The 20,169-nt window shown below is 68.6% G+C and carries 23 protein-coding genes; 14 read left to right on the top strand and 9 right to left on the bottom strand.

Annotated elements, in window-relative coordinates; genetic code table 11:
• Positions 1-10: 10 nt before the first annotated feature.
• Together SPHPH_RS0114085 and SPHPH_RS19865 are read left to right on the top strand one after the other, a co-directional pair.
• The gene (locus tag SPHPH_RS0114085; protein WP_051273030.1) at positions 11-1,747 is read left to right on the top strand and encodes a hypothetical protein; all 1,737 of its coding nucleotides are present in this window, start codon (positions 11-13) and stop codon (positions 1,745-1,747) included.
• Positions 1,748-1,756: 9 nt separating this feature from the next.
• Positions 1,757-3,460: a hypothetical protein gene (locus SPHPH_RS19865; RefSeq protein WP_238303107.1), complete on the top strand. Its 1,704-nt coding sequence runs from the start codon at positions 1,757-1,759 to the stop codon at positions 3,458-3,460.
• Between the two features lie 37 nt (positions 3,461-3,497).
• Here the strand turns inward: SPHPH_RS19865 and SPHPH_RS0114075 are convergent, their stop codons facing one another.
• Genes SPHPH_RS0114075 through SPHPH_RS0114060 form a run of 4 tightly spaced genes read right to left on the bottom strand, consistent with a single transcriptional unit; the run spans position 3,498 to position 6,068 of the window.
• Positions 3,498-4,628 carry a GNAT family N-acetyltransferase gene (locus tag SPHPH_RS0114075; protein ID WP_028967265.1) on the bottom strand — a complete coding sequence of 377 codons (1,131 nt, stop codon included), beginning with the start codon at positions 4,626-4,628 and terminating at the stop codon, positions 3,498-3,500.
• Between the two features lie 31 nt (positions 4,629-4,659).
• On the bottom strand, positions 4,660-5,130 hold the full coding sequence (locus tag SPHPH_RS0114070; protein WP_028967264.1) for a RidA family protein: 471 nt from the start codon (positions 5,128-5,130) through the stop codon (positions 4,660-4,662).
• Positions 5,131-5,163: 33 nt separating this feature from the next.
• The gene (locus SPHPH_RS0114065) at positions 5,164-5,793 is read right to left on the bottom strand and encodes a hypothetical protein (protein ID WP_028967263.1); all 630 of its coding nucleotides are present in this window, start codon (positions 5,791-5,793) and stop codon (positions 5,164-5,166) included.
• The gene (locus SPHPH_RS0114060; RefSeq protein ID WP_028967262.1) at positions 5,790-6,068 is read right to left on the bottom strand and encodes a DUF3572 domain-containing protein; all 279 of its coding nucleotides are present in this window, start codon (positions 6,066-6,068) and stop codon (positions 5,790-5,792) included. The genes SPHPH_RS0114065 and SPHPH_RS0114060 overlap by 4 nt, the downstream gene beginning before the upstream one ends.
• Before the next feature lie 34 nt (positions 6,069-6,102).
• On the opposite strand from SPHPH_RS0114060, the gene SPHPH_RS0114055 reads away from it, so the two are divergent.
• Entirely contained in the window at positions 6,103-6,465 is a 363-nt protein-coding gene (locus SPHPH_RS0114055) for a response regulator (protein ID WP_028967261.1), read from the top strand.
• A gap of 140 nt (positions 6,466-6,605) precedes the next feature.
• Here SPHPH_RS0114055 and rpmG read toward each other — a convergent pair whose 3' ends face one another.
• A complete protein-coding gene (rpmG, locus tag SPHPH_RS0114050) occupies positions 6,606-6,773 on the bottom strand; it encodes a 50S ribosomal protein L33 (RefSeq protein WP_028967260.1) in 168 nt (55 codons plus the stop codon).
• A 162-nt stretch (positions 6,774-6,935) separates the two neighbouring features.
• Between rpmG and SPHPH_RS19860 the strand changes: the two genes are divergently transcribed.
• The 4 genes from SPHPH_RS19860 to SPHPH_RS0114030 all read left to right on the top strand — a co-directional run bounded on the left by SPHPH_RS19860 (position 6,936) and on the right by SPHPH_RS0114030 (position 10,242).
• A complete protein-coding gene (locus SPHPH_RS19860; protein WP_051273029.1) occupies positions 6,936-7,211 on the top strand; it encodes a hypothetical protein in 276 nt (91 codons plus the stop codon).
• 76 nt (positions 7,212-7,287) lie between these two features.
• Complete coding sequence (locus SPHPH_RS0114040; protein ID WP_028967259.1) at positions 7,288-7,785, top strand: Dps family protein; 498 nt, start codon at positions 7,288-7,290, stop codon at positions 7,783-7,785.
• A 29-nt stretch (positions 7,786-7,814) separates the two neighbouring features.
• A complete protein-coding gene (locus SPHPH_RS0114035; protein ID WP_028967258.1) occupies positions 7,815-8,000 on the top strand; it encodes a DUF1328 family protein in 186 nt (61 codons plus the stop codon).
• Positions 8,001-8,085: 85 nt separating this feature from the next.
• A complete protein-coding gene (locus SPHPH_RS0114030) occupies positions 8,086-10,242 on the top strand; it encodes a M3 family metallopeptidase (protein ID WP_081668637.1) in 2,157 nt (718 codons plus the stop codon).
• A gap of 102 nt (positions 10,243-10,344) precedes the next feature.
• Here the strand turns inward: SPHPH_RS0114030 and SPHPH_RS0114025 are convergent, their stop codons facing one another.
• Both SPHPH_RS0114025 and SPHPH_RS21225 read right to left on the bottom strand, forming a co-directional pair.
• Entirely contained in the window at positions 10,345-10,623 is a 279-nt protein-coding gene (locus SPHPH_RS0114025) for a GNAT family N-acetyltransferase (protein WP_028967256.1), read from the bottom strand.
• The gene (locus tag SPHPH_RS21225; protein WP_156026031.1) at positions 10,620-10,790 is read right to left on the bottom strand and encodes a hypothetical protein; all 171 of its coding nucleotides are present in this window, start codon (positions 10,788-10,790) and stop codon (positions 10,620-10,622) included. The genes SPHPH_RS0114025 and SPHPH_RS21225 overlap by 4 nt, the downstream gene beginning before the upstream one ends.
• Positions 10,791-10,897: 107 nt before the next feature.
• Here SPHPH_RS21225 and recQ point away from each other — a divergent pair, with 107 nt between their 5' ends.
• The 3 genes from recQ to SPHPH_RS0114005 are packed head-to-tail and all read left to right on the top strand — an operon-like array spanning position 10,898 to position 13,532.
• The gene (gene recQ / locus SPHPH_RS0114015; RefSeq protein WP_028967255.1) at positions 10,898-12,667 is read left to right on the top strand and encodes a DNA helicase RecQ; all 1,770 of its coding nucleotides are present in this window, start codon (positions 10,898-10,900) and stop codon (positions 12,665-12,667) included.
• Between the two features lie 44 nt (positions 12,668-12,711).
• Positions 12,712-13,140 (top strand): protein tyrosine phosphatase family protein, encoded by a 429-nt coding sequence (locus SPHPH_RS0114010; RefSeq protein WP_028967254.1) that lies wholly within the window; start codon positions 12,712-12,714, stop codon positions 13,138-13,140.
• A gap of 5 nt (positions 13,141-13,145) precedes the next feature.
• Positions 13,146-13,532, top strand: coding sequence for a hypothetical protein (locus SPHPH_RS0114005; RefSeq protein ID WP_028967253.1), 387 nt, complete (start codon positions 13,146-13,148; stop codon positions 13,530-13,532).
• Between the two features lie 128 nt (positions 13,533-13,660).
• On the opposite strand, the gene SPHPH_RS0114000 is transcribed toward SPHPH_RS0114005, so the two are convergent.
• Positions 13,661-14,548, bottom strand: coding sequence for an LOG family protein (locus SPHPH_RS0114000; protein WP_028967252.1), 888 nt, complete (start codon positions 14,546-14,548; stop codon positions 13,661-13,663).
• Positions 14,549-14,586: 38 nt separating this feature from the next.
• Positions 14,587-15,219: an extensin family protein gene (locus SPHPH_RS0113995; RefSeq protein WP_238303105.1), complete on the bottom strand. Its 633-nt coding sequence runs from the start codon at positions 15,217-15,219 to the stop codon at positions 14,587-14,589.
• 213 nt (positions 15,220-15,432) lie between these two features.
• On the opposite strand from SPHPH_RS0113995, the gene SPHPH_RS0113990 reads away from it, so the two are divergent.
• From SPHPH_RS0113990 to SPHPH_RS0113975, 4 genes are all read left to right on the top strand, one after another.
• Positions 15,433-16,584 carry a phosphoserine transaminase gene (locus SPHPH_RS0113990; protein WP_028967250.1) on the top strand — a complete coding sequence of 384 codons (1,152 nt, stop codon included), beginning with the start codon at positions 15,433-15,435 and terminating at the stop codon, positions 16,582-16,584.
• A 155-nt stretch (positions 16,585-16,739) separates the two neighbouring features.
• Positions 16,740-18,317 carry a phosphoglycerate dehydrogenase gene (gene serA, locus SPHPH_RS0113985; RefSeq protein ID WP_028967249.1) on the top strand — a complete coding sequence of 526 codons (1,578 nt, stop codon included), beginning with the start codon at positions 16,740-16,742 and terminating at the stop codon, positions 18,315-18,317.
• A gap of 159 nt (positions 18,318-18,476) precedes the next feature.
• Entirely contained in the window at positions 18,477-18,857 is a 381-nt protein-coding gene (locus SPHPH_RS0113980) for an endonuclease domain-containing protein (protein ID WP_028967248.1), read from the top strand.
• Positions 18,857-19,957, top strand: coding sequence for an ATP phosphoribosyltransferase regulatory subunit (locus tag SPHPH_RS0113975; RefSeq protein WP_028967247.1), 1,101 nt, complete (start codon positions 18,857-18,859; stop codon positions 19,955-19,957). Before SPHPH_RS0113980 ends, SPHPH_RS0113975 begins: the two co-directional genes overlap by 1 nt.
• The last annotated feature ends 212 nt before the right edge of the window (positions 19,958-20,169 follow it).

Raw genomic sequence — 20,169 nt, 5'->3', positions numbered from 1 at the left:
TGCCGCCGTCGTGCTCGGCGGCTGGGCGCTGGCGTCTCTGGTGCTGCTGGTCGCCGGGTGGAGCGCGATCATGGCGCGCGCGCTGCCGGACGCCGACGATTCGATGCGGCTGCTCGAAGTGCGCGACTGGCTGGCCGGGCAAAGCTGGTTCGATGTCGCGCAGCATCGCCTGAACGGCGGCAATTTCCCGATGCACTGGTCGCGACTGGTTGACGTGCCGCTTGCCGCCATGATCGTGGGGTTGCGCCCGGTGCTTGGAGCCGCGCTTGCCGAGCATGTCGCGGTCGTCGTGGTGCCGCTGCTGACCTTGCTCGCGGCGCTGGCGCTGATCGCGTCGCTCGCACGACGGCTGGGCGGTGACGCGCTGGTGATCCCGGCGATGCTGATGGCGGGGCTGACGATCCCGCTCACCTTCCAGCTGTCGCCGCTGCGGATCGATCATCACGGCTGGCAGATCGTGTTCGCGCTGCTCGCAGCCCGCGCGCTGATCGCGCGGCCGGGCGTGCAGAGCGGCCTGCTCACTGGCGCGGCGCTCGCCACGTTGCTCACGATTTCGCTGGAGGGATTGCCGATCGCTGCGGCGCTCTGTGGGGTGGCGGCGCTCGCGTGGGTCGTCCAGCCACAACGCGGCGCGATGCTGCGCACGTTGATGCTGACGCTCGCCGGCGGGGCGACGTTACTTCAGGCGGCGACGCGCGGGCCCGGCTTCTGGCAGCCGGCGTGTGACGCGCTCGCCCCCGCGTGGCTGGCGGTGCTGGGTGTCGCGGCGGCTGGCGTGGTCGTAGCGGTGGCGGTCGCGCGGTTCGGCCTGATCGCGCGCCTCGTCGCGCTCGGCATCGCGGGGTTGGCCGCGGGGGCGACGGTGCTGACGCTCGCGCCGGGCTGCCTCGCGGGACCGTTCGCGACCTTGCCGCCGCTCGTCTATCAGGTCTGGTATCTGTCGGTGCTCGAAGGGCGCCCCGCCTGGGAGCAGGAGCCGGTATGGGCGGCGGCGACGCTCGCCTTGCCGCTTGCCGGACTAATCGGTGCGGCGCTCGGCTGGCGGAGCGCCACGGGCGACGCGCGCCAGCGCTGGGCGATGTTTGCCTTGTTGCTGCTTGCCGCGACGCTGATCGCGGTCGCGGTCAGCCGCGCCGGCGCCACCGCCAATGCACTTGCCGCGCCCGCCGCCGCGGTATGGCTTGCCCGGCTGCTTGCCAAGGCGCGGAGCCTCTCGAGGCCGGTGCCGCGGGTGGTGGCGACGCTCGCCACGCTGGCGCTGGCGGCCCCCGGCACGCTCGCCGCGACCGCGCTCCATGCCGTGCCGCGCGGCGCAGCGCCGAAGACGCAGCTCAGCCATCGACCGTCGTGCACCAGCACCGGCGACATGCGCGTGCTCGGCACGCTGCCGCCCGGTATTGTGTTCGCGCCGATCGACCTTACCCCGGCCTTGTTGCTCGACACCCCGCATCGCGCGGTCGCGGGGGGCTATCACCGCAACGCCGCGGCGATGGCGCGCGTCATCACCGGCTTCCTCGCCCCGCCCGGACAAGCGCAGGCGGCGATCCTCGCGACCCGTTCCGACTATCTCGCGGTCTGTCCCGGGATGCAGGAGATGATCGCCTATCGCGACCGCGCGCCGGACGGGTTGTGGGCGCGGCTCGAACGCGGGGAGCGGTTCGCCTGGCTGCGTCCAGTTCCGGTGCGTGGCCCCGCGCTGGTGTGGCGTGTCATCCACCCCTTGCGGGAAGGCGGGTCCGCCCGCTAACGCCCGGCGATGCACGACGACCGGCTTCACTGGTGGCAAACGCGATGGTTCGTGATCGCGGCGGTGCTGGCGGCGGCGATCCCGCTGCTGTGGCCCGATATCCCGCCGATCGTCGACCTGCCCGGCCATATGGGTCGGTACCGCGTCCAGCTCGACCGCGGGGCGCACCCGTGGCTGGCCGACTGGTATTCCTTCAAATGGGCGCTGATCGGCAATCTGGGCGTCGACCTGCTGATCGAGCCGCTCGCGCCGCTGGTCGGGCTGGAAACCGCGGTCAAGCTGATCGTGATCGCGATTCCGGTGCTGACCGTCGCCGGGCTGTTGTGGATCGCGCGCGAGGTGCATGGCCGCATTCCCGCGACCGCCTTGTTCGCGCTGCCGCTCGCCTACGGCTATCCGGTCCAGTTCGGGTTCGTGAACTTCGCGCTGTCGATGGGGCTGGCCTTGTGCCTGTTCGCCTTGTGGCTGCGGATGGCGCGGCTCGGGCGGATCTGGCTGCGCGTCGCGGTGTTCGTGCCGCTGTCGTGCATCCTGTGGGTGGTGCACACCTTCGGCTGGGGCGTGCTGGGCGTGCTGGCCTTCTCCAGCGAGCTGATCCGCCAGCATGACCGGCGCAAGGACGCGGGCAGCGGGCATTGGTTCGAAAGCCTGATCCGCGCCGGGCTCGGCTGCGCGCCGCTCGCGCTGCCGATGCTGCTGATGATCGCGTGGCGATCGGGCGCGGACGTCACCGGGCAAACCGCCGACTTCTTCTACTGGCGCACCAAGATCGCATGGATCGTGATGGCGCTGCGCGACCGCTGGCTGTGGTTCGACATCGGCAGCATGGCGGTGATCTATCTCGTGCTGTTCAAGGCGCTGCGCGATCCGCGGATCGGCTATTCGCGGCACCTGGGTCTGTCGGCGCTGTTCATGCTGGCGGTCTATATCGTGCTGCCGCGGATCGTGTTCGGCTCTGCCTATGCCGACATGCGGATGGCACCGTATATGATCGCGGTGGCGGTGATCGCGATCCGGCCCAAGCCGGGGACGACCTTCCGCCATGCCGCCGTGCTGGCAGCGCTGGGTCTGGCGTTCTTCGTCGTGCGGCTGGCGGGGACGACGATCAGCTATCTCGAATTCGACCGCGATTACGACGAGGAACTGGCGGCGCTGCCGCATGTGCCGGTCGGCGCGCGGCTGATCAGCTTCGTCGGGCACAATTGCCACAATGCATGGCGGATGTCGCGGCTGGAGCATCTGCCGGCGATCGCGCTGGTGCGACGCTTGGCGTATACCGACGACCAATGGTCGATGGCCGGCGCGCAGCTGCTGACGTCGCGCTACACCGCTGCCGGCCCCTATGCGCACGATCCGACGCAGATCGTGACCTCGGTGAAATGCCCGGCGGAATGGTGGCGGCCGGCCAATTACGCGCTCGCCCGCTTCCCGCGCGAGGCGTTCGATTATGTGTGGCTGATCCGCCCGCCGGTCTACAATCCGCGCTTCACGGTCGGGCTGGTGCCGATCTGGCGCTCGCCGACCAGCAATTCGGTGCTGTTCCGCATCGACCATGATGCGGTCGTGCCGGAGGCGAGCGACGAGGAACTGGGTGTGCCGCGCTGGCTGATCGAGCGGATCAAGCGGCGGCGTGAGCGGCTGGAGGCGCTGCGCGAGCGACGCGAGCGCGAGGAAGAGCGGCTGGAGCGGTTGCGGGCCGAGCAGGCGCGGTAAGTCCGTCATTGCTTTGCTACGCTCGCGATGACGGAAGCTACCCCCGCCTGAATGGCGTCAGCTCCCCCAGGAACGCCTGCTCGCCCTCGACTGCGACACGCTCCTGTTCGAGAAAATCGGCCACCGCACGGCGGAAGTTCGGATCCGGAATGTAATGCGCCGACCAGGTCGACACCGGCGCATAGCCGCGCGCCAGTTTGTGCTCACCCTGCGCCCCCGCCTCGACCCGCGCCAGCCCGCGTTCGATCGCGGCGTCGATCGCCTGATAATAGCATAGCTCGAAGTGGAGGAACGGCACCTCCTCGGTCGCCCCCCAGTAACGACCGTAGAGCGCATCGTCGCCGATCAGGTTGAGCGCCCCCGCGATCGGCACCCCGTCGCGCTCGGCGAGGATCAGCAGCACGCGCTCGCCCAATGCCTCTCCCAGCAGCGGGAAGAAGCTGCGCGTCAGATACGGCTGCCCCCATTTGCGGCTGCCGGTGTCCTGATAGAAGCGCCAGAACGCGTCCCACTCGCGTTCGCCGATCGCCGCGCCGGTCAGGTGGCGGATCGTCAGCCCCTCGATCGCGGCGGCGCGCTCCTTGCGGATCGCCTTGCGCTTGCGGCTGGCGAGCGCGGCGAGGAAGTCCTCGAACGTCGCATAGCCGTCGTTCTGCCAGTGAAACTGCGTCCCCTCGCGCACCAGCCACCCCGCAGCGGCGAACAGCGGCAGTTGCTCGGGGGTGACGAACGTCGCGTGCGCCGAGGACAGGTCGTGCTGCGCGACCACCGCCTCGATCGCGCCGATCAGCGCCGCGGCGGCGTCCGGGTCGCGCAGCAGCAGGCGCGGGCCGGGAACCGGGGTGAAGGGCGCGGCGACCTGCAGCTTGGGGTAATAGCGGCCGCCGGCGCGCTCCCACGCGTCGGCCCAGCCGTGGTCGAAGACATATTCGCCCTGGCTATGCCCCTTGGCATAGGCGGGCGCGATCGCGATCGGTGCGCCGTCCGCACCGTCGACGACGATCGGCACCGGTTGCCAGCCGCTGCGCCCCCCGACGCTGCCCGATTCTTCCAGCGCCGAAAGGAAAGCGTGCCCGACGAACGGGTTGGCGGTGCCGGCGCACGAATCCCATTGCGCGGCGGGGATGGCGGAGACGCCGGGCACCAGGCGCGCGGTAAGCGAAGTCATCGCGCGCGAGATAGGGTCGCGCCCCGCCCCATCAAAGGGCCGGGGCGACTTCCACGATCGCGTCGATCTCGACCGCCGCGCCCAGCGGCAGCACCGCGACGCCCACCGCCGAGCGCGCGTGCTTGCCCGCGTCCCCGAACAGCTTGACCATCAGCTCCGACGCGCCGTTCGCGACCTTGGGCTGGTCGGTGAAGTCGGCGGTCGAGTTCACGAACACGCCCAGCTTCACGATGCGGGCCACGCGGCCCAGATTGCCGCAATGCGCCTTGATCTGTGCGACCAGCATCAGCGCGCAGCGCTGCGCCGCATCCTGCCCGTCTTCCAACGACACGTCGTCGCCGAGCCGCCCGGTCACTACCGTGCCGTCCTTGAACGGCAACTGGCCCGAGATGTGGAGCAGCCCGCCCGCCTCGACGACGGGGACATAAGCGGCGACGGGGGCGGCCGCCTGCGGCAGCGTGAGGCCCAGCTCTTCGAGAGCGCGATCGATGCGGTCGGTCATGCCGCGTTGCTTGCCGCCTGCGCCCCGCCGCGGTCAAGCCTCCGCCGGCACGCCCGCGTCGAAGCGCGCCGCGATCCAGTCCTGTGCGGTCGCCCAGTCGTCGATCCGCGCATGCGCGTGCGGGGAGGGTGGGACGCCGGGGGCGAGCTGTGGCTCCGACACCATGTGCAGCCGCCACACGCCCGGCGCATGTTCCGCAACCGATTCGTGGTGATGGGGCAGGTCGTCGACGAACACCGTGACGGGGTCGCCATATTCCGCGACCAGCCGCGCGACCGGCGCTCCCTTGCCGCCCTGGTTGCACTCGACGCGGTGCGCGATGCCGTGGCCGGCGAGCTGGTCGATGCGGTGCGTGCGGCAATGATCCTCGAGGTTGGTGAGGATCACGATGTCGGCGCGCTCGGCAAGCATCGCCAAGGCCTCACCGGCGCCGGGCACCAGCGTCTGGCGATGCATTTCGTCGGGGAAGAATCCGCCGAGATAGCCGAACATCTCCTCGCGGGTCATCGGCTCCTCGCTGCCGCGCCGCTTCATGCTCTTGGCCAGTTCCCAGGTGCCGATCGTGAAATCGACCTCGTGCACATCGCCCAGCCAGTCGGCGAAATGGCGCACCATGTGCAGCAGCACCTCGTCGCAATCGGAGATCAGCAACGGCCGGGTCATCGTGGCTGCTCCAGCACCCGCCGTGCCGCTACCAGCGCTTCGGGGCTGTGCCCGGTCGAGTCGGCGCAGGCGATCAGATCGGGCTCATGCGCCTCGAGGAAGGTCAGCGCTGCGGCGAGCGTCGATGGATCCGTAAGACATTCCCGCAGGTTGTCGGGTGTAAGCCCCGTCACGTCGAGAAAGCGGCCGGCGCGTAACGGATCGTTAAGGATAAAGGTCAAGGCATCGAGCGCACGCGTCACGGCATTTTCATCATTTGTGTCGTTACGCACCATTATCTATCGTCGCCCTGTTGGGAGTGGTCGTCGCGTGGCAAAAAGGGTGCTCGTTGTCGAGGACAACGAACTCAATCTGAAGCTGTTCAGCGACCTGTTGCGGGCGCACGGCTTCGTCGTGGAGCCGGTGCGCGACGGACGCGAGGCGGTGGAGCGCGCGCGCGCCTTCGCGCCCGATCTGGTCGTCATGGACATCCAGATGCCGCACGTCACCGGGTACGAGCTGCTGCTGCAGTTGAAGGCCGACGCGGCGTTGCAGCACATTCCGGTGATGGCGGTCACCGCTTATGCAGGGCGCGAGGACGAGGAGCGGCTGCGCGCCGCGGGCGCCGACGCCTATGTGTCGAAGCCGATCACGCTGGCGCGGTTCATGGCCGCGGTGACCGAGCTGACCTGACCGAGCCAATTCAAAGCGACATACGAAAAGCCGCCAGCGCAACGCGCGGCGGCTTTCGGGAAGCAACAAACGGATCGCGGGCGGTTCTGGATCCCGGCTTTCGCCGGGATGATCGAACGGTCGCTACGCGATTCGTTCGATCACTTGATCTTGGCTTCCTTGAACTCGACGTGCTTGCGCACGACGGGATCGTACTTGTTGAAGCTCAGCTTCTCGGTCTTGGTGCGCGGGTTCTTCTTGGTGACGTAGAAGAAGCCGGTGTCGGCCGTGCTGACGAGCTTGATCTTGACGGTGGTCGGCTTTGCCATGACCAGTTCCTAGCGAATGAAAACGAAAAATGCGGCGAAGGCTCCTCCGCCGCGTCAGGCTGGGGCGCTTGGCCCATGTGGCGCGCGGAGTCAAGCATCGGCGCGGTTAAGCACCCGGTAACGCCCGCGCCGCTATAAGAAGGGCAAGAGGAGATAGCCGTCATGAGCAACGACGATATCATCACCGCCCGTGCCGAACTGACCCGCCGAATCGCTGCGATCGAATGGCGCGCCGGGCCGACGCAACTCACGCCCGATATCGAGCGCATCCACGAACTGGCGCGCCACCATCATCTGCCCGCCGCGGTCGACGCCGCGAATCAGCTCCGGCTCGCGCTGGCGCGTGGCGAGCGCGGCGTTCCGGTGCATCGTCTGCTGCAGTTGCTGGGGCAGGCGGTCGTCACCGATCGGGCGGAGGCGCCGCGCCGCGCCGCCTGAGCGCGAGCGGACGGCCGGGAGCCAAACCTATCGCTGATCGTTTCGCCTCCGACACCCGATCCGTACGGAGCGAAACGTGACCGATACCAATCCCGCCCTCGAAACGCCGACCGATCTGGCGCGCAACGATACGCGCACCGTCGCCGACGCGCTGAACGCAGCGCTGGCGGACAGCTATGCGCTGTATCTGAAGACCAAAAACTTTCACTGGCACGTCAGCGGCCCGCATTTCCGCGACTATCACCTGCTGCTCGACGATCAGGCGGCGCAGATTCTGGGCGTGACCGATGCGATCGCCGAGCGCGTGCGCAAGACCGGCGGCACCACCCTGCGCTCGATCGGCGATATCTCGCGCCGCCAGTCGATCAAGGACAATGACCGTGACTTCGTTCCGGCGGACGCGATGCTTGCCGAGCTGCGCGACGACAATCTGACGCTGGTCGAGCGCTTCCGCGAGGTGAAGCAGGCGTCCGAGGATGCCGGCGACAACGCCACCAGCGGGATCGTCGACGAATGGACCGATCAGGCCGAGGAGCGCGCCTGGTTCCTGTTCGAAGCCAGCCGAAAGGGCTGACTCGTCCACACTCGCATCGGAGGCTCGTCATGCTGAAACTCGCCGTCATCTTCCTCATCGCCGGGCTGGTGCTCGGCGCGCTCGGCTTCGGCGGGATCGGCGGCGCGTTCGTCGGCATCGCCAAGATCCTGTTCTTCATCGCGCTGGCGCTGTTCCTGATCTTCCTCGTCCTCGGGCTGGTCGCAGGCAAGAAGGTGAAGGACGCGATCGACTGATAACGCGGGAAACAGGGCAGCCATCTTGCCCCAACCTGCGCGCGGGTGCATCACCGCGCGCAGGTACCGTTCCCGAGGAGTTCCGATGCGTTTGCCCTTCGCCGCCGTCCTGCTGACCGCGATGACGACCGCCGCCGCCGTGCCGTTCGCCGCCGCCGCGCAAACTGCCGCGCCGCTGCCCGCCACCAATCCCTTCGCGAAGCCGAGCACGCTGCCGTTCGAGGCGCCGCCGTTCGACCGCATCAAGGATACTGACTATCAGCCCGCGCTTGAGGCCGGGATGGCCGAGCAGCTCGCGGAGGTGAACAACATCGTCCGCGTGCGGTCGATGCCGACGTTCGACAACACGATCGCGGCGCTGGAGCGTTCGGGCCGGCTGCTGGAGCGCGCCGCGCTCGCCTTCTACGGCGTCAACGGCGCGAACACCAACGACGTGCTCCAGAAGGCGCAGGAAGTGCTCGCGCCCAAGTTCGCGGCACATCAGGATGCGATCCAGCTCAACCCGCAGCTCTTCGCGCGCGTCCGCACGCTGTACGACGCCCGCCAGACGCTAAAGCTGACGCCCGAGCAATTGCAGGTGCTGACGCTGACCTATGAGAACATGGTCCGCGCCGGCGCCAAGCTGTCGCCCGCCGACAAGACGAAGCTGAGCGCGCTCAACGCGCAACTGTCGACGCTGGAAACCGCGTTCCAGCAGAAGCTGCTCGCCGCCGCGAAGGCCGGTGCGCTGGTCGTCGACGATCGTGCGAAGCTGGCCGGTCTGTCGGAGGCGGAGATCGCCGCCGCCGCCGATGCCGCCAAGGAGCGCGGGCTGGCGGGCAAGTACGTCCTGAAGCTCCAGAACACGACCGAGCAGCCGGCGCTGGCCGCGCTGACCGACCGAGCAACGCGCGAGGCGCTGTTCAACGCCAGCTGGACGCGCGCGGAGAAGGGTGACGCCAACGACACCCGCGCGACGATCAGCCAGCTTGCCGAGCTGCGCGCCCAAAAGGCCAAGCTGCTCGGCTTCGCGACCTGGGCCGATTACGTGCTGTCGGACCAGATGGCGAAGAACCCGACCACCGCGCTCGGCTTCATGCAGCAGCTCGGCAAGCCGGTCGGCGCCGAGCAACGCCGCGAGGCCGCGGAATTGCAGCAGCAGATCAAGGCCGAGGGCGGCAATTTCCAGCTCAAGCCGTGGGACTGGGATCTCTATTCGGAGAAGCTGCGCAAGGCGAAGTACGATCTCAACCAGGACGAGCTGAAGCCGTATTTTGAGATCAACAAGGTGCTGACCGACGGCGTCTTCTATGCCGCCACCCAGCTGTACGGCATCACCTTCAAGCGCCGCACCGACATTCCCGTCTATCAGCCGGACGTGATGGTCTATGAGGTGTCGGAGGAGAACGGCACCCCGATCGGGCTGATGTATTTCGATTACTGGAAGCGCGACAACAAGAATGGCGGCGCGTGGATGTCGAATTTCGTCACCCAGTCGAAGCTGCTCGGCACCAAGCCGGTGATCTACAACGTTGGCAATTTTACCAAGCCGGCGGCGGGTCAGCCCGCGCTGATCACCTTCGATGACGTCACGACGATGTTCCACGAATTCGGTCACGCGCTGCACGGGCTGTTCGCGAACCAGACCTATCCGTCGGTATCGGGCACCAACACCGCGCGCGACTTCGTCGAATTCCCGTCGCAGTTCAACGAGCATTGGGCGCTCGATCCCAAGGTGTTGCCGCATTATGCGGTCAACCGTGAAGGTCAGGTGATCCCGCCCGCGCTGGTCGCCAAGATCAAGCGCGCTGCGACTTTCAACACCGGCAGCAGCTTCGGTCAGGCGCTGGCGGCGGCCGAACTCGACATGAGCTGGCACTCGCTGCCCGCGAGCGCCGGACGGCAGGACGTCAACGTCTTCGAGCCGAAGGCGCTCGCCGCGACCGGGCTCGACACCGACGACGTGCCGCCGCGCTATCGGTCGAGCTATTTCCTCCACATCTGGGGCAATGGCTATTCGGCGGGCTATTACGCGTATCAGTGGACCAAGATGCTCGACGCCAACGCCTATGCCTGGTTCGAGAACCACGGCGGCCTGACGCGCGCCAACGGGCAGCGTTTCCGCGACATGATCCTGTCGAAGGGCCACACCGAGGATTACGCCCCGATGTTCCGCGCCTTCAACGGCAAGGACCCGGAGGTGGGGCCGCTGCTCCACGATCTGGGGCTGAACGCCGACGGGAGCCGCGTCGCGGCGAAGTAGCCACTCGACATTCGTCGCCCCGGACTTGATCCGGGGCCCCGCTTCTTCTTCCCAGCGAGAGCAAGAAGCGGGATCCCGGATCAAGTCCGGGATGACGGAAGGTCAGGCCAGCAAATCCCGCGTCTCGGGATGCTTCTCGATATACGCCCGCACGAACGGGCATTGCGGCACCACCTTCCATCCGCGATCGCGTACGATATCAAGCGCGCCGCGGATCAGCTTGGTGCCGACGCCGCGCCCCTCGATCTCGGGCGGGACGACGGTGTGGGTGAAGACGATCGTGTCGCCTTCCAGCTGATAGGCCGCGACCGCCCGGTGGCTGCCCACCTCAAGCGTGAACTCCTGTTCGGAGCGGTGATCCTTGACGCGCTCGACGGTCATCGCGCTGCCGCCGGTGCTTCTGGCGGCGCATCGACGCCCTTCGCCGCGGGGGCGATCGGGCGCGCCTTGTCGGCCTGACCGGTCGTCTCCGGCGCGCGGCGTTCGCACGCCGACAGGGCAGACGCCGCGGCGAAGGTGAACAGGGCAAGATTGGGGCGCACGCGCATCGCGGTCTTTCGGTAAATCGATGGTCCGCGCAGTACGCGCCACCGCCGGTCGCCGTTCCCGCCGTGGTTGCGGAAGCGGCCCCGCGCGCCTAGGTGCGCCGGTGCACATGGCGCGCGATCCGCTTCCCGACCTACACCGCATCTTCGGCTTTCCTGCGTTCCGCGGCGTGCAGGAGCAGGTGGTGACGCGCGTGCTGGCGGGCGAGCGGACGCTGGCGGTGATGCCGACCGGCGCCGGCAAATCGCTCTGCTATCAATTGCCCTCGGCGATGCTGGAGGGGACGTGCGTCGTCGTCAGCCCGCTGATCGCGTTGATGCACGATCAGCTGCGTGCCGCGACCGCGGTCGGCCTGCGCGCCGCGACGCTGACCAGCGTCGACGAGAACAAGGCCGAGACGCGCGGGCGCTATCTCGATGGCGAACTCGACCTGCTGTACGTCGCGCCCGAGCGCGCCTCGACCGCCGACTTCCGCGACCTCCTGACGCGCGGCCGCCCGGCGCTGTTCGCGATCGACGAGGCGCATTGCGTCAGCGAATGGGGGCATGACTTCCGCCCCGACTATCGGCTGCTGCGGCCGTTGCTCGACACGTTCGCGGACGTGCCGCGGCTTGCGCTGACCGCCACCGCCGACGCGCATACCCGCGCCGACATCCTCGAACAGCTCGGCATCCCGCACGAGGGGATGATCGTCGCCGGGTTCGACCGGCCGAACATCCGCTATACGATCCGCCCGAAGGACAACAGCACGCGCCAGATCGCCGACGTGGTGCGCGACACGCCCGGCCCCGGCATCGTCTATGTCCAGACCCGCGCCGCGACCGAGAAGATGGCCGCGCAGCTGACGCAGATCACCGGACGCCCGGTGCGCGCGTACCACGCCGGGCTCGATCCGGCGGTGCGCGCGCGCAATCAGGCCGATTTCGTCGCGTCCGAGGACATGGTGATGTGCGCGACGGTCGCGTTCGGGATGGGGATCGACAAGCCCGACGTCCGCTTCGTCGCGCACGCCGGGCTGCCCAAGTCGATCGAGGCCTATTATCAGGAAACCGGCCGCGCCGGCCGCGACGGCGATCCGGCGGTCGCGCATCTGTTCTGGGGCGCGGAGGATTTCGCGCGCGCCCGCCAGCGCATCGGCGAGGTCGAGCCGCAGCGCCAGCCCGGCGAGCGCCAGCGGCTGGCGGCGCTCGGCGCGCTGGTCGAAACCGCCGGCTGCCGCCGCGCAATCCTGCTGCTCCATTTCGGCGAGCATCCGCCCGAAACCTGCGGCAATTGCGACAATTGCCTGTCGCCCCCCGCGGCGATCGACGCGACCGAGACCGCGCGCAAATATCTGTCGGCGGTGTTCCGCACCGGGCAGATGTTCGGCGCGACCTATATCGAGGAAGTGCTGACCGGAAAGTCGAGCGAGCGCAGCCTGATGAACGGGCATGAGGCGCTGTCGGTGTGGAACATCGTCGACGGCGCCGAGGTGGCGATGCTCAAGCCGGTCGGGCGCGCGCTGCTGCTCAAGGACGCGCTGCGCACCAATCCGCACGGCGGGCTCGAATTCGGGCCGGCGGCGCGCGCGCTGCTGAAGGGCGAGGCGACGCTGTCGCTGGTCGAGCCGCCCAAGCGCGAGCGGCGGCGGCGCGGCGCGGGCGCGGCGGACAATCCGGTCGACGATCCGTTGTTCGAGGCACTGCGCGCCACCCGCCGCGAACTGGCGAAGGAGGCAGGGGTCCCGCCCTATGTAATCTTCCATGACTCGGCGCTGCGCGAGATGGCCGCGCTGCGCCCGACCTCGCTCGCTGCGCTCGGGCGAATCGCGGGGATCGGGCAGCGCAAGCTCGACGCCTACGGGCAGGCGTTCCTCGATACGCTGCGTGCGCATGGCTGACGTTTCGGGCTGACGACGCGCGCGGCATTCGCTACGGAAGCGCGATGCTTCGCCCTCTCGATCCGACGATCGCGGTCGCCCCGCAGATCACCCCCGACGACGTTCCCGCGATCGCCGCCGCCGGCTATGTCGCGATCGTCAACAATCGCCCCGACGGCGAGGAACCCGGCCAGCCCGAGGGCGAGGCGATCCGCGATGCGGCCGAGGCAGCGGGGCTTGCCTATACCGCGATCCCGATCACCCATGCCGGCTTCTCGCGCCCGCAGGTCGATGCGATGCGCGACGCGCTGGCGGCGGCGAACGGGCCGGTGCTGGCCTATTGCCGCTCGGGCACGCGCTCGTGCAATCTCTGGGCGCTCGCGCGCGCCGCGCAGGGCGACGACGCCGACGCGCTGACCGCTGTGGCGGCGCAGGCCGGCTATGACCTTCGCGGATTGCGCCCCGCGCTGGACGCGGTGGCGCACGCGGGCTGACCTCGGTGCGGCTGGGGGGGCTGCTCGGCTTCGGCCGGGGCGAGCGGCTGATTCACACCGTCGACGAAGCCATCGCGGCGGTGGCGGAGGCGTTGCCCGGCTTCGCGGCGTTCGATGCCGCGATCGGTGACGACGGTCGCGCCGCGCTGACGATCGATCCGACCGGTCGCCTGGCACTGGTCGTCGCGCGTGGCGCTCGGGTGCGCGCGCGTGAGGTGCAATGGCCGATGTTGCGCCTGATCGACGGCGGCGTGCTGATCGAGACACGCGACCGCCGGCTCGGCGCGGTGGTGCTCAACCGGTTGACCGCGGTGGACATGCGCCGCCTGGGCATGCCCCCGTTACCGCAGCGCGAAACCGCCGAGCTCGTGTACGAGCCGGAAGCGGCATAGCGGCGATCCTTTCGTCATTTCCGCGCAGGCGGGAATCCAGAACCTCTGACGTCGTGACTCTTGCGAGCACCTGCGCGTCTGGATCCCCGCCTGCGCGGGGATGACGGTGGTGGCGAGGGGCGCCCGGTCTACTTCCCCGCCGCCTCGCGCGCCGCCCGCCGGTCGCGATAGAATTGCTGGACCACCGCCCAGCCTTCCGCCGCACTCTCGACATAGCGGAAGATGCCGAGGTCGCGCTCCGACACCACGCCTTCCTCGACCAGCGCCTCGAAATTGATGACGCGCTCCCAGAATTCGCGCCCGAACAGCAGCACCGGGATCGGCTCGACCTTGCCGGTCTGGATCAGCGTCAGCAGCTCGAACAGTTCGTCGAATGTCCCGAACCCGCCCGGGAACGCCGCCAGCGCGCGCGCGTGGAGCAGGAAGTGCATCTTGCGCAGCGCGAAATAGTGGAATTGCGTCGACAGCGCCGGGGTGACGTACGGGTTGGGCGCCTGTTCGTGCGGCAGGACGATGTTCAGACCGATCGACTCGGCATGGACGTCGGCCGCGCCGCGGTTCGCCGCCTCCATGATCGACGGACCGCCGCCCGAACAGACCACGAAGTGCCGCTTCCCCGCCTCGTCGCGCGGGAAGTTCGAGCACAGCTGCGCCAGCTCGCGCGCCATGTCGTAATATTTGCTCTTGTCGACCAGCCGCTGCGCGATCTTGCGGCTCTTGTCGTCGGTGGCGAGGTCGAGCAGCGCCTGCGCCTTGGCCGGCTCGGGAATGCGCGCCGAGCCGTAGAAGACGAAGGTCGACCCGATATGCGCCTGCTCGAAGATCAGCTGCGTCTTGAGCAGTTCGAGCTGGAAGCGGACCGGACGAAGATCCTCGCGCAGCAGGAAGTCCATGTCCTGAAAGGCGAGGCGGTAGGCCGGGCTCTCGGTCTGCGGGGTGGAGACGTTGGTCTTGGCGACCTCGGCATCCTGCTTGGCACGCGGGAAGACGCGGCTCGGTACTCGGGTATCACTCATTTATCGTGGGATAGGACGGCAATGTTACGCCTGCAAGCTCACCGGCAGAAGCGCGCGTTATCGTCCTCCAGATGCAGGTGATCGCGGTGCACGGCGTTGTAATCGGGCGACAGCACCGTCCCGAACCGCCGGCAGGCCGAGGTATGGACCACCTTCAGGAACTCCCGCACCGCCGGATCGGTGGAATTCCAGTCGCGCAGGATCGAGATGCGCCGTCCGTCCTTCAGCTCGAAGGCGCCGATGTCGATCGCGTTGGCGATCGCATGGCCCGATCGGCGCGCCGGTCCGCTGGTGCCGACGGTGTTGCGGCAGGAATAGCTGCCCATGCTGACGACGCGCGACAGCTCCGATCCGAGGATCTGATAGGCCGCGGGCGCGACGCCGTTGCGCGCCCAGGCGGCATAGGCGCGCGCCGCGCCGCAACGCACCGCGCCGAGATTGGCGGTCGGCACGCCGATGTCGAGCAGCTTGACCGTCCCGGTCAGCCCGCACCCGCCGCCGAAATCCTTGTCGGGCAGCGGCTGGAAATCGACCCCGAGCGCGCGCAGGTCGGCGAAGCATTGCCGGGTTTCACGGGCGGAGGGCAGTTCGACCCGCGCCCGCTGCGTCGGGGCAGCGGGGCGTTCAGTGCTTCCGCAACCGGCGAGCGCGAGCATTGCCGCCACCGTCATGCCGGACCTGTTCCGGCATCCACCCATCCGCTTGCCCCGCATCGGTTTGACTTGCGGCACGCCGGCCCCCGGAACAAGGCCACGGTGACGAAGGGACTCGGCGATGCGATGACCCGAGCAATCCATGTTGCCAGATCGCGGGCGCGCCGCTAGGGCCGTCGACGGGCCACGCGGTCCCAACGCCGCGCGTGCTCTCTGTAAGGAGAGACAGACATGACTGATTCGACTGCCGCCGACGCCATTCTTGCGCCGACGAAGCCCGCCGCCAAACCGGCGCGTCCGCATTTTTCGTCCGGCCCGTGCGCCAAGCCCCCCGGCTATGATCCCGCCAAGCTCGCGACCGACGTCCTCGGGCGTTCGCACCGCTCGAAGCTCGGCAAGCAGCGGCTGCAATATTGCATCGACCTGATGCGCGAACTGCTGAACCTGCCCGACACGCACCGCATCGGCATCGTCCCCGGCTCCGACACCGGCGCGTATGAAATGGCGATGTGGACGATGCTCGGCGCGCGCCCCGTCACCGCGCTGGCATGGGAAAGCTTCGGCGAAGGCTGGGTGACCGACGCCGTCAAGCAGCTCAAGATCGACCCGACCGTCATCCGCGCCGATTACGGTCAGCTTCCCGACCTGCAGCAGATCGACTGGTCGAACGACGTGCTGTTCACGTGGAACGGCACCACCAGCGGCGTGCGCGTGCCCAACGGCGACTGGATCCCCGACGATCGCGCCGGGCTGAGCTTCGCCGATGCGACCAGCGGCGTGTTCGCCTACGACCTGCCGTGGGACAAGATCGACGTCGCGACATTCAGCTGGCAAAAGGTTTTGGGCGGCGAGGGCGCGCATGGCGTGCTGATCCTCGGCCCGCGCGCGGTCGAGCGGCTGGAGACCTACACGCCGGCGTGGCCGCTGCCCAAGGTGTTCCGCCTCGTTTCCAAGGGCAAGCTCGCCGAGGGCGTGTTCAAGGGCGAGACGATCAACACCCCGTCGATGCTGGCGGTCGAGGATGCGATCTGGGCGCTCGAATGGGCCAAGGGGCTGGGTGAGGGGGGGCTGATCGCACGCTCCGACGCCAACGCCGCCGCCCTCGACAAGCTCGTCGCCGAACGCGACTGGCTCGGACATCTCGCCGAAGACGAAGCCTCGCGGTCGAAGACCAGCGTGTGCCTGACCGTCGAGGGCGCCGATGCCGACTTCATCAAGAAGTTCGCCGCGCTGCTCGAAAAGGAAGACGCCGCCTATGACGTCGCGGGCTACCGCGACGCGCCGGCCGGGCTGCGCATCTGGTGCGGTGCTACCGTCGATACCGCCGATATCGAGGCGCTCGGACCGTGGCTCGACTGGGCCTACGCGACCGCGAAGGCATAACCAATCTTAGCCCTCTCCCCTCTGGGGAGAGGGTTGGGTGAGGGGCTGACGTCTCACCGAGACCGACCTCTCTGCGAGGCTCCGGCCCCTCACCCCAGCCCTCTCCCCGCAGGGGAGAGGGAGCTATTCCCCCATTTTTCTACCGGAGCACCAACATGCCCAAGGTACTGATTTCCGACAAAATGGACCCGCGCGCTGCCGAGATCTTCCGCGAACGCGGGGTCGAGGTCGACGTGATCACCGGCAAGACGCCGGACGAGCTGAAGGCGATCATCGGCGAGTATGACGGGCTCGCGATCCGCAGCTCGACCAAGGTCACCAAGGACATTCTCGACCACGCCACCAACCTGAAGGTCGTCGGCCGCGCCGGCATCGGCGTCGACAACGTCGACATCCCCGCCGCCTCCGCCAAGGGCGTGGTCGTGATGAACACGCCGTTCGGCAATTCGATCACCACCGCCGAACACGCGATCGCGCTGATGTTCGCGCTCGCGCGCCAGCTGCCCGAGGCCGACGCTTCGACGCAGGCGGGCAAGTGGGAGAAGAACCGCTTCATGGGTGTCGAGGTCACCGGCAAGACGCTGGGGCTGATCGGCGCGGGCAACATCGGCTCGATCGTCGCCGACCGCGCGCTCGGGCTGAAGATGAAGGTCGTCGCCTTCGACCCGTTCCTCACCGAGGAGCGCGCGGTCGAACTGGGCGTGACCAAGGTGACGCTCGACGAACTGCTCGCGCGTGCCGACTTCATCACGCTGCACACGCCGCTCACCGACCAGACCCGCAACATCCTGTCGGCGGAGAACCTCGCCAAAACCAAGAAGGGCGTGCGGATCGTCAATTGCGCGCGCGGCGGGCTGATCGACGAGGGCGCGCTCAAGGAAGGGCTCGACTCGGGTCATATCGCGGGCGCGGCGCTCGACGTGTTCGTCACCGAGCCGGCGAAGGAGAGCCCGCTGTTCGGCACCCCGAACTTCGTCTCGACCCCGCACCTCGGCGCATCGACCACCGAGGCGCAAGTCAACGTCGCGATTCAGGTCGCCGAGCAGATGGCGGATTATCTGGTCTCGGGCGGCGTCACCAATGCGCTCAACGTCCCCAGCCTGTCGGCCGAGGAAGCGCCGAAGCTGCGCCCGTATATGGGGCTGGCCGAGAAGCTCGGCTCGCTGGTCGGGCAGCTGGCGACCGGCGCGATCGACCGCGTCTCGATCCACCGCGAGGGCGCCGCGGCGGACCTCAACCCGAAGCCGCTGACCAGCGCGGTGCTCACCGGCTTCCTGCGCCAGCAGACCGACACGGTGAACATGGTCAACGCGCCCGTTCTGGCGCGCGACCGCGGCATGGAGGTGCGCGAGATCCGCACCGAGCGTGAGGGCGATTACCACACGCTGCTGCGCGTCGCGGTGCGCACCGCCGATGGCGAGCGTTCAGTGGCGGGCACGCTGTTCGGCGACAGCGCGCCGCGGCTGGTCGAGCTGTTCGGGATCAAGGTCGAGGCCGATCTGACCGGCGCGATGCTGTACGTCGTCAACGAGGACGCACCGGGCTTCATCGGCCGCATCGGGACGTTGCTCGGCGAGGCCGGGGTGAACATCGGCACCTTCCACCTCGGCCGTCGCGAGGCGGGCGGCGAGGCGGTGCTGCTGCTGTCGGTCGACCAGCCGGTCGACGCCGGGCTGCTCGCGCAGGTCAAGGCGCTGCCGGGCGTGAAGACCGCGATGGGGCTGTCGTTCTGATTGTTGTTTGGGGGCTGGTCTCGGTGAGACACCTGCCCCTCACCCAACCCTCTCCCCAAGGGGGAGAGGGCTTTTGAGCATTTCTAGCCCTCTCCCCTCTGGGGAGAGGGTTGGGTGAGGGGTTGCCGCGCACGCCACAGCTGATGATGGTGCGAGCCGATGCAAACCGACCCGCTCCTCCTCGACCGCGCCCGCAAGATGCGCCGTCAAATGACCGAGCCCGAAACCCGTCTGTGGCTCGCGCTTCGCGGTCGCCGCTTTCACAACACGAAGTTCACCCGCCAGGTCACGATCGGCCCGTACATCGCCGATTTCTGCGCCCGCAGCGCGCATCTCATCATCGAGGTTGACGGCGACACCCACACCGACCAAGCCCGCGACGACCGACGCACGTCGTGGCTCAGCGCGCAAGGCTTTCGAGTCCTTCGCTTCACCAATGCGGATGTGATGATGAATTTGGACGGGGTGCTTCAGATGATTGCCGTCGCGTTGACGACTGCCCCTCACCCAACCCTCTCCCCTGAAGGGAGAGGGCTATAATGACCGCGCTTCTCCCCGAAGGTCTTCGCGACCGCCTGCCGCCCTTCGCCGACGCCGCCGCCGCGATCGAGGCGCGCGTGCTCGCCGCGATCGGCGCGCATGGCTATGAGCGCGTCGATCCGCCGCTCGCCGAATTCGCCGACGGGCTCGGCACGCGGCTGAAGGCGGGCGCGCTCCACGATGCGGTGCGCTTCGTCGATCCGGTGTCGCAGCGGACGCTGGCGATCCGTCCCGACCTGACTGCGCAGGTCGCGCGGATCGCCGCGACGCGGATGGGGCATCACCCGCGCCCGGTACGGCTCAGCTATGCGGGCGCGGTGCTCAAGCTGCGCGCCAGCCAATTGTCGCCCGCGCGCGAGACGCGGCAGATCGGCGCGGAGCTGTTCGGGCTCGATTCGCTCGCCGCCGCGCAGGAGGTCGTCACCGTCGCGATCGACGCGCTAGAGGCGGCAGGCGTGGCCCCCGCCTCGATCGACTTCACGCTCCCCGACCTCGTCGACACGCTTGCCGCCGGGCCGCTGCCGGTCGCCTCCGATGCGCTCGATACGTTGCGCCAGCGGCTCGATGCCAAGGATGCCGGCGGCGTCGCGGCGGTTGCGCCCGATTACCTTCCGCTGATCGAGGCGGCCGGACCGTTCGAGCACGCGCTGGCGCGGCTGCGCGCGTTCGATCGCACCGGAGCGCTGGCGACGCGGCTCGACGGGCTCGCGGCGATCGCGGTGACGGTCGGCGATCGCGTCGCGATGACGCTCGACCCGACCGAGCGGCATGGCTTCGAATATCAGACGTGGCTCGGCTTCTCGCTGTTCGGTGGCGGGTCGGGGACCGAGATCGGGCGCGGCGGCACCTATGCGGTCGTTCATGAGGGCGGCGCGGAGGAAGCCGCGACCGGCTTCTCGCTCTACGCCGACCGGCTGCTCGGCGATCCGCCAGTGCATGACCGCCGCCGCCTCTTCCTCCCGCTCGGCACGCCAGCGGCCGAGGCCGCCCGGCTGCGCGCGGCGGGCTGGGTGACGGTCGCCGCGCTGGCAGCCGGGGACACGCCCGAGGCGCAGGTCTGCACGCATCTCTTCGCCGACGGTGACGTCCGCGCCTTGTAGGCGGAACCTCATCCGTCATCCCGGACGTGATCCGGGATCCCGGTTTCTCCTGCGACGGCGGAGAAGAAGCGGGACCCCGGATCAAGTCCGGGGCGACGAAGGTAGCGGACTTGTTTGTCAGGGTTGTACTGTCACCGCGTTAAGGACCGGAAGCCGCTCCGCTGTCGTGAACGCGACGCCGGTTGACCCGACCCCCCCCGCCCGCTACCCGC

The organism is Sphingomonas phyllosphaerae FA2 (assembly GCF_000427645.1).
Taxonomy (GTDB): Bacteria; Pseudomonadota; Alphaproteobacteria; order Sphingomonadales; family Sphingomonadaceae; genus Sphingomonas; species Sphingomonas phyllosphaerae.
Note: the sequence above shows the minus strand (reverse complement) of the source record. Positions and strands in the feature narration are given on the sequence as shown.

Excerpts from the sequence above, each read along its gene's own strand:
- SPHPH_RS0114060 (WP_028967262.1), bottom strand. The coding sequence starts at position 6,068 with ATGGTGCGTAACGACACAAATGATGAAAATGCCGTGACGCGTGCGCTC.
- SPHPH_RS0113975 (WP_028967247.1), top strand. The coding sequence starts at position 18,857 with ATGACCGCGCTTCTCCCCGAAGGTCTTCGCGACCGCCTGCCGCCCTTC.
- serA (WP_028967249.1), top strand. The coding sequence starts at position 16,740 with ATGCCCAAGGTACTGATTTCCGACAAAATGGACCCGCGCGCTGCCGAG.
- recQ (WP_028967255.1), top strand. The coding sequence starts at position 10,898 with ATGGCGCGCGATCCGCTTCCCGACCTACACCGCATCTTCGGCTTTCCT.
- SPHPH_RS19865 (WP_238303107.1), top strand. The coding sequence starts at position 1,757 with ATGCACGACGACCGGCTTCACTGGTGGCAAACGCGATGGTTCGTGATC.
- SPHPH_RS19860 (WP_051273029.1), top strand. The coding sequence starts at position 6,936 with ATGAGCAACGACGATATCATCACCGCCCGTGCCGAACTGACCCGCCGA.
- SPHPH_RS0114025 (WP_028967256.1), bottom strand. The coding sequence starts at position 10,623 with ATGACCGTCGAGCGCGTCAAGGATCACCGCTCCGAACAGGAGTTCACG.
- SPHPH_RS0114035 (WP_028967258.1), top strand. The coding sequence starts at position 7,815 with ATGCTGAAACTCGCCGTCATCTTCCTCATCGCCGGGCTGGTGCTCGGC.
- SPHPH_RS0114000 (WP_028967252.1), bottom strand. The coding sequence starts at position 14,548 with ATGAGTGATACCCGAGTACCGAGCCGCGTCTTCCCGCGTGCCAAGCAG.
- SPHPH_RS0113995 (WP_238303105.1), bottom strand. The coding sequence starts at position 15,219 with ATGACGGTGGCGGCAATGCTCGCGCTCGCCGGTTGCGGAAGCACTGAA.
- SPHPH_RS0114010 (WP_028967254.1), top strand. The coding sequence starts at position 12,712 with ATGCTTCGCCCTCTCGATCCGACGATCGCGGTCGCCCCGCAGATCACC.
- SPHPH_RS0113990 (WP_028967250.1), top strand. The coding sequence starts at position 15,433 with ATGACTGATTCGACTGCCGCCGACGCCATTCTTGCGCCGACGAAGCCC.
- SPHPH_RS21225 (WP_156026031.1), bottom strand. The coding sequence starts at position 10,790 with ATGCGCGTGCGCCCCAATCTTGCCCTGTTCACCTTCGCCGCGGCGTCT.
- SPHPH_RS0114070 (WP_028967264.1), bottom strand. The coding sequence starts at position 5,130 with ATGACCGACCGCATCGATCGCGCTCTCGAAGAGCTGGGCCTCACGCTG.
- SPHPH_RS0113980 (WP_028967248.1), top strand. The coding sequence starts at position 18,477 with ATGCAAACCGACCCGCTCCTCCTCGACCGCGCCCGCAAGATGCGCCGT.
- SPHPH_RS0114065 (WP_028967263.1), bottom strand. The coding sequence starts at position 5,793 with ATGACCCGGCCGTTGCTGATCTCCGATTGCGACGAGGTGCTGCTGCAC.
- SPHPH_RS0114075 (WP_028967265.1), bottom strand. The coding sequence starts at position 4,628 with ATGACTTCGCTTACCGCGCGCCTGGTGCCCGGCGTCTCCGCCATCCCC.
- SPHPH_RS0114030 (WP_081668637.1), top strand. The coding sequence starts at position 8,086 with ATGCGTTTGCCCTTCGCCGCCGTCCTGCTGACCGCGATGACGACCGCC.
- rpmG (WP_028967260.1), bottom strand. The coding sequence starts at position 6,773 with ATGGCAAAGCCGACCACCGTCAAGATCAAGCTCGTCAGCACGGCCGAC.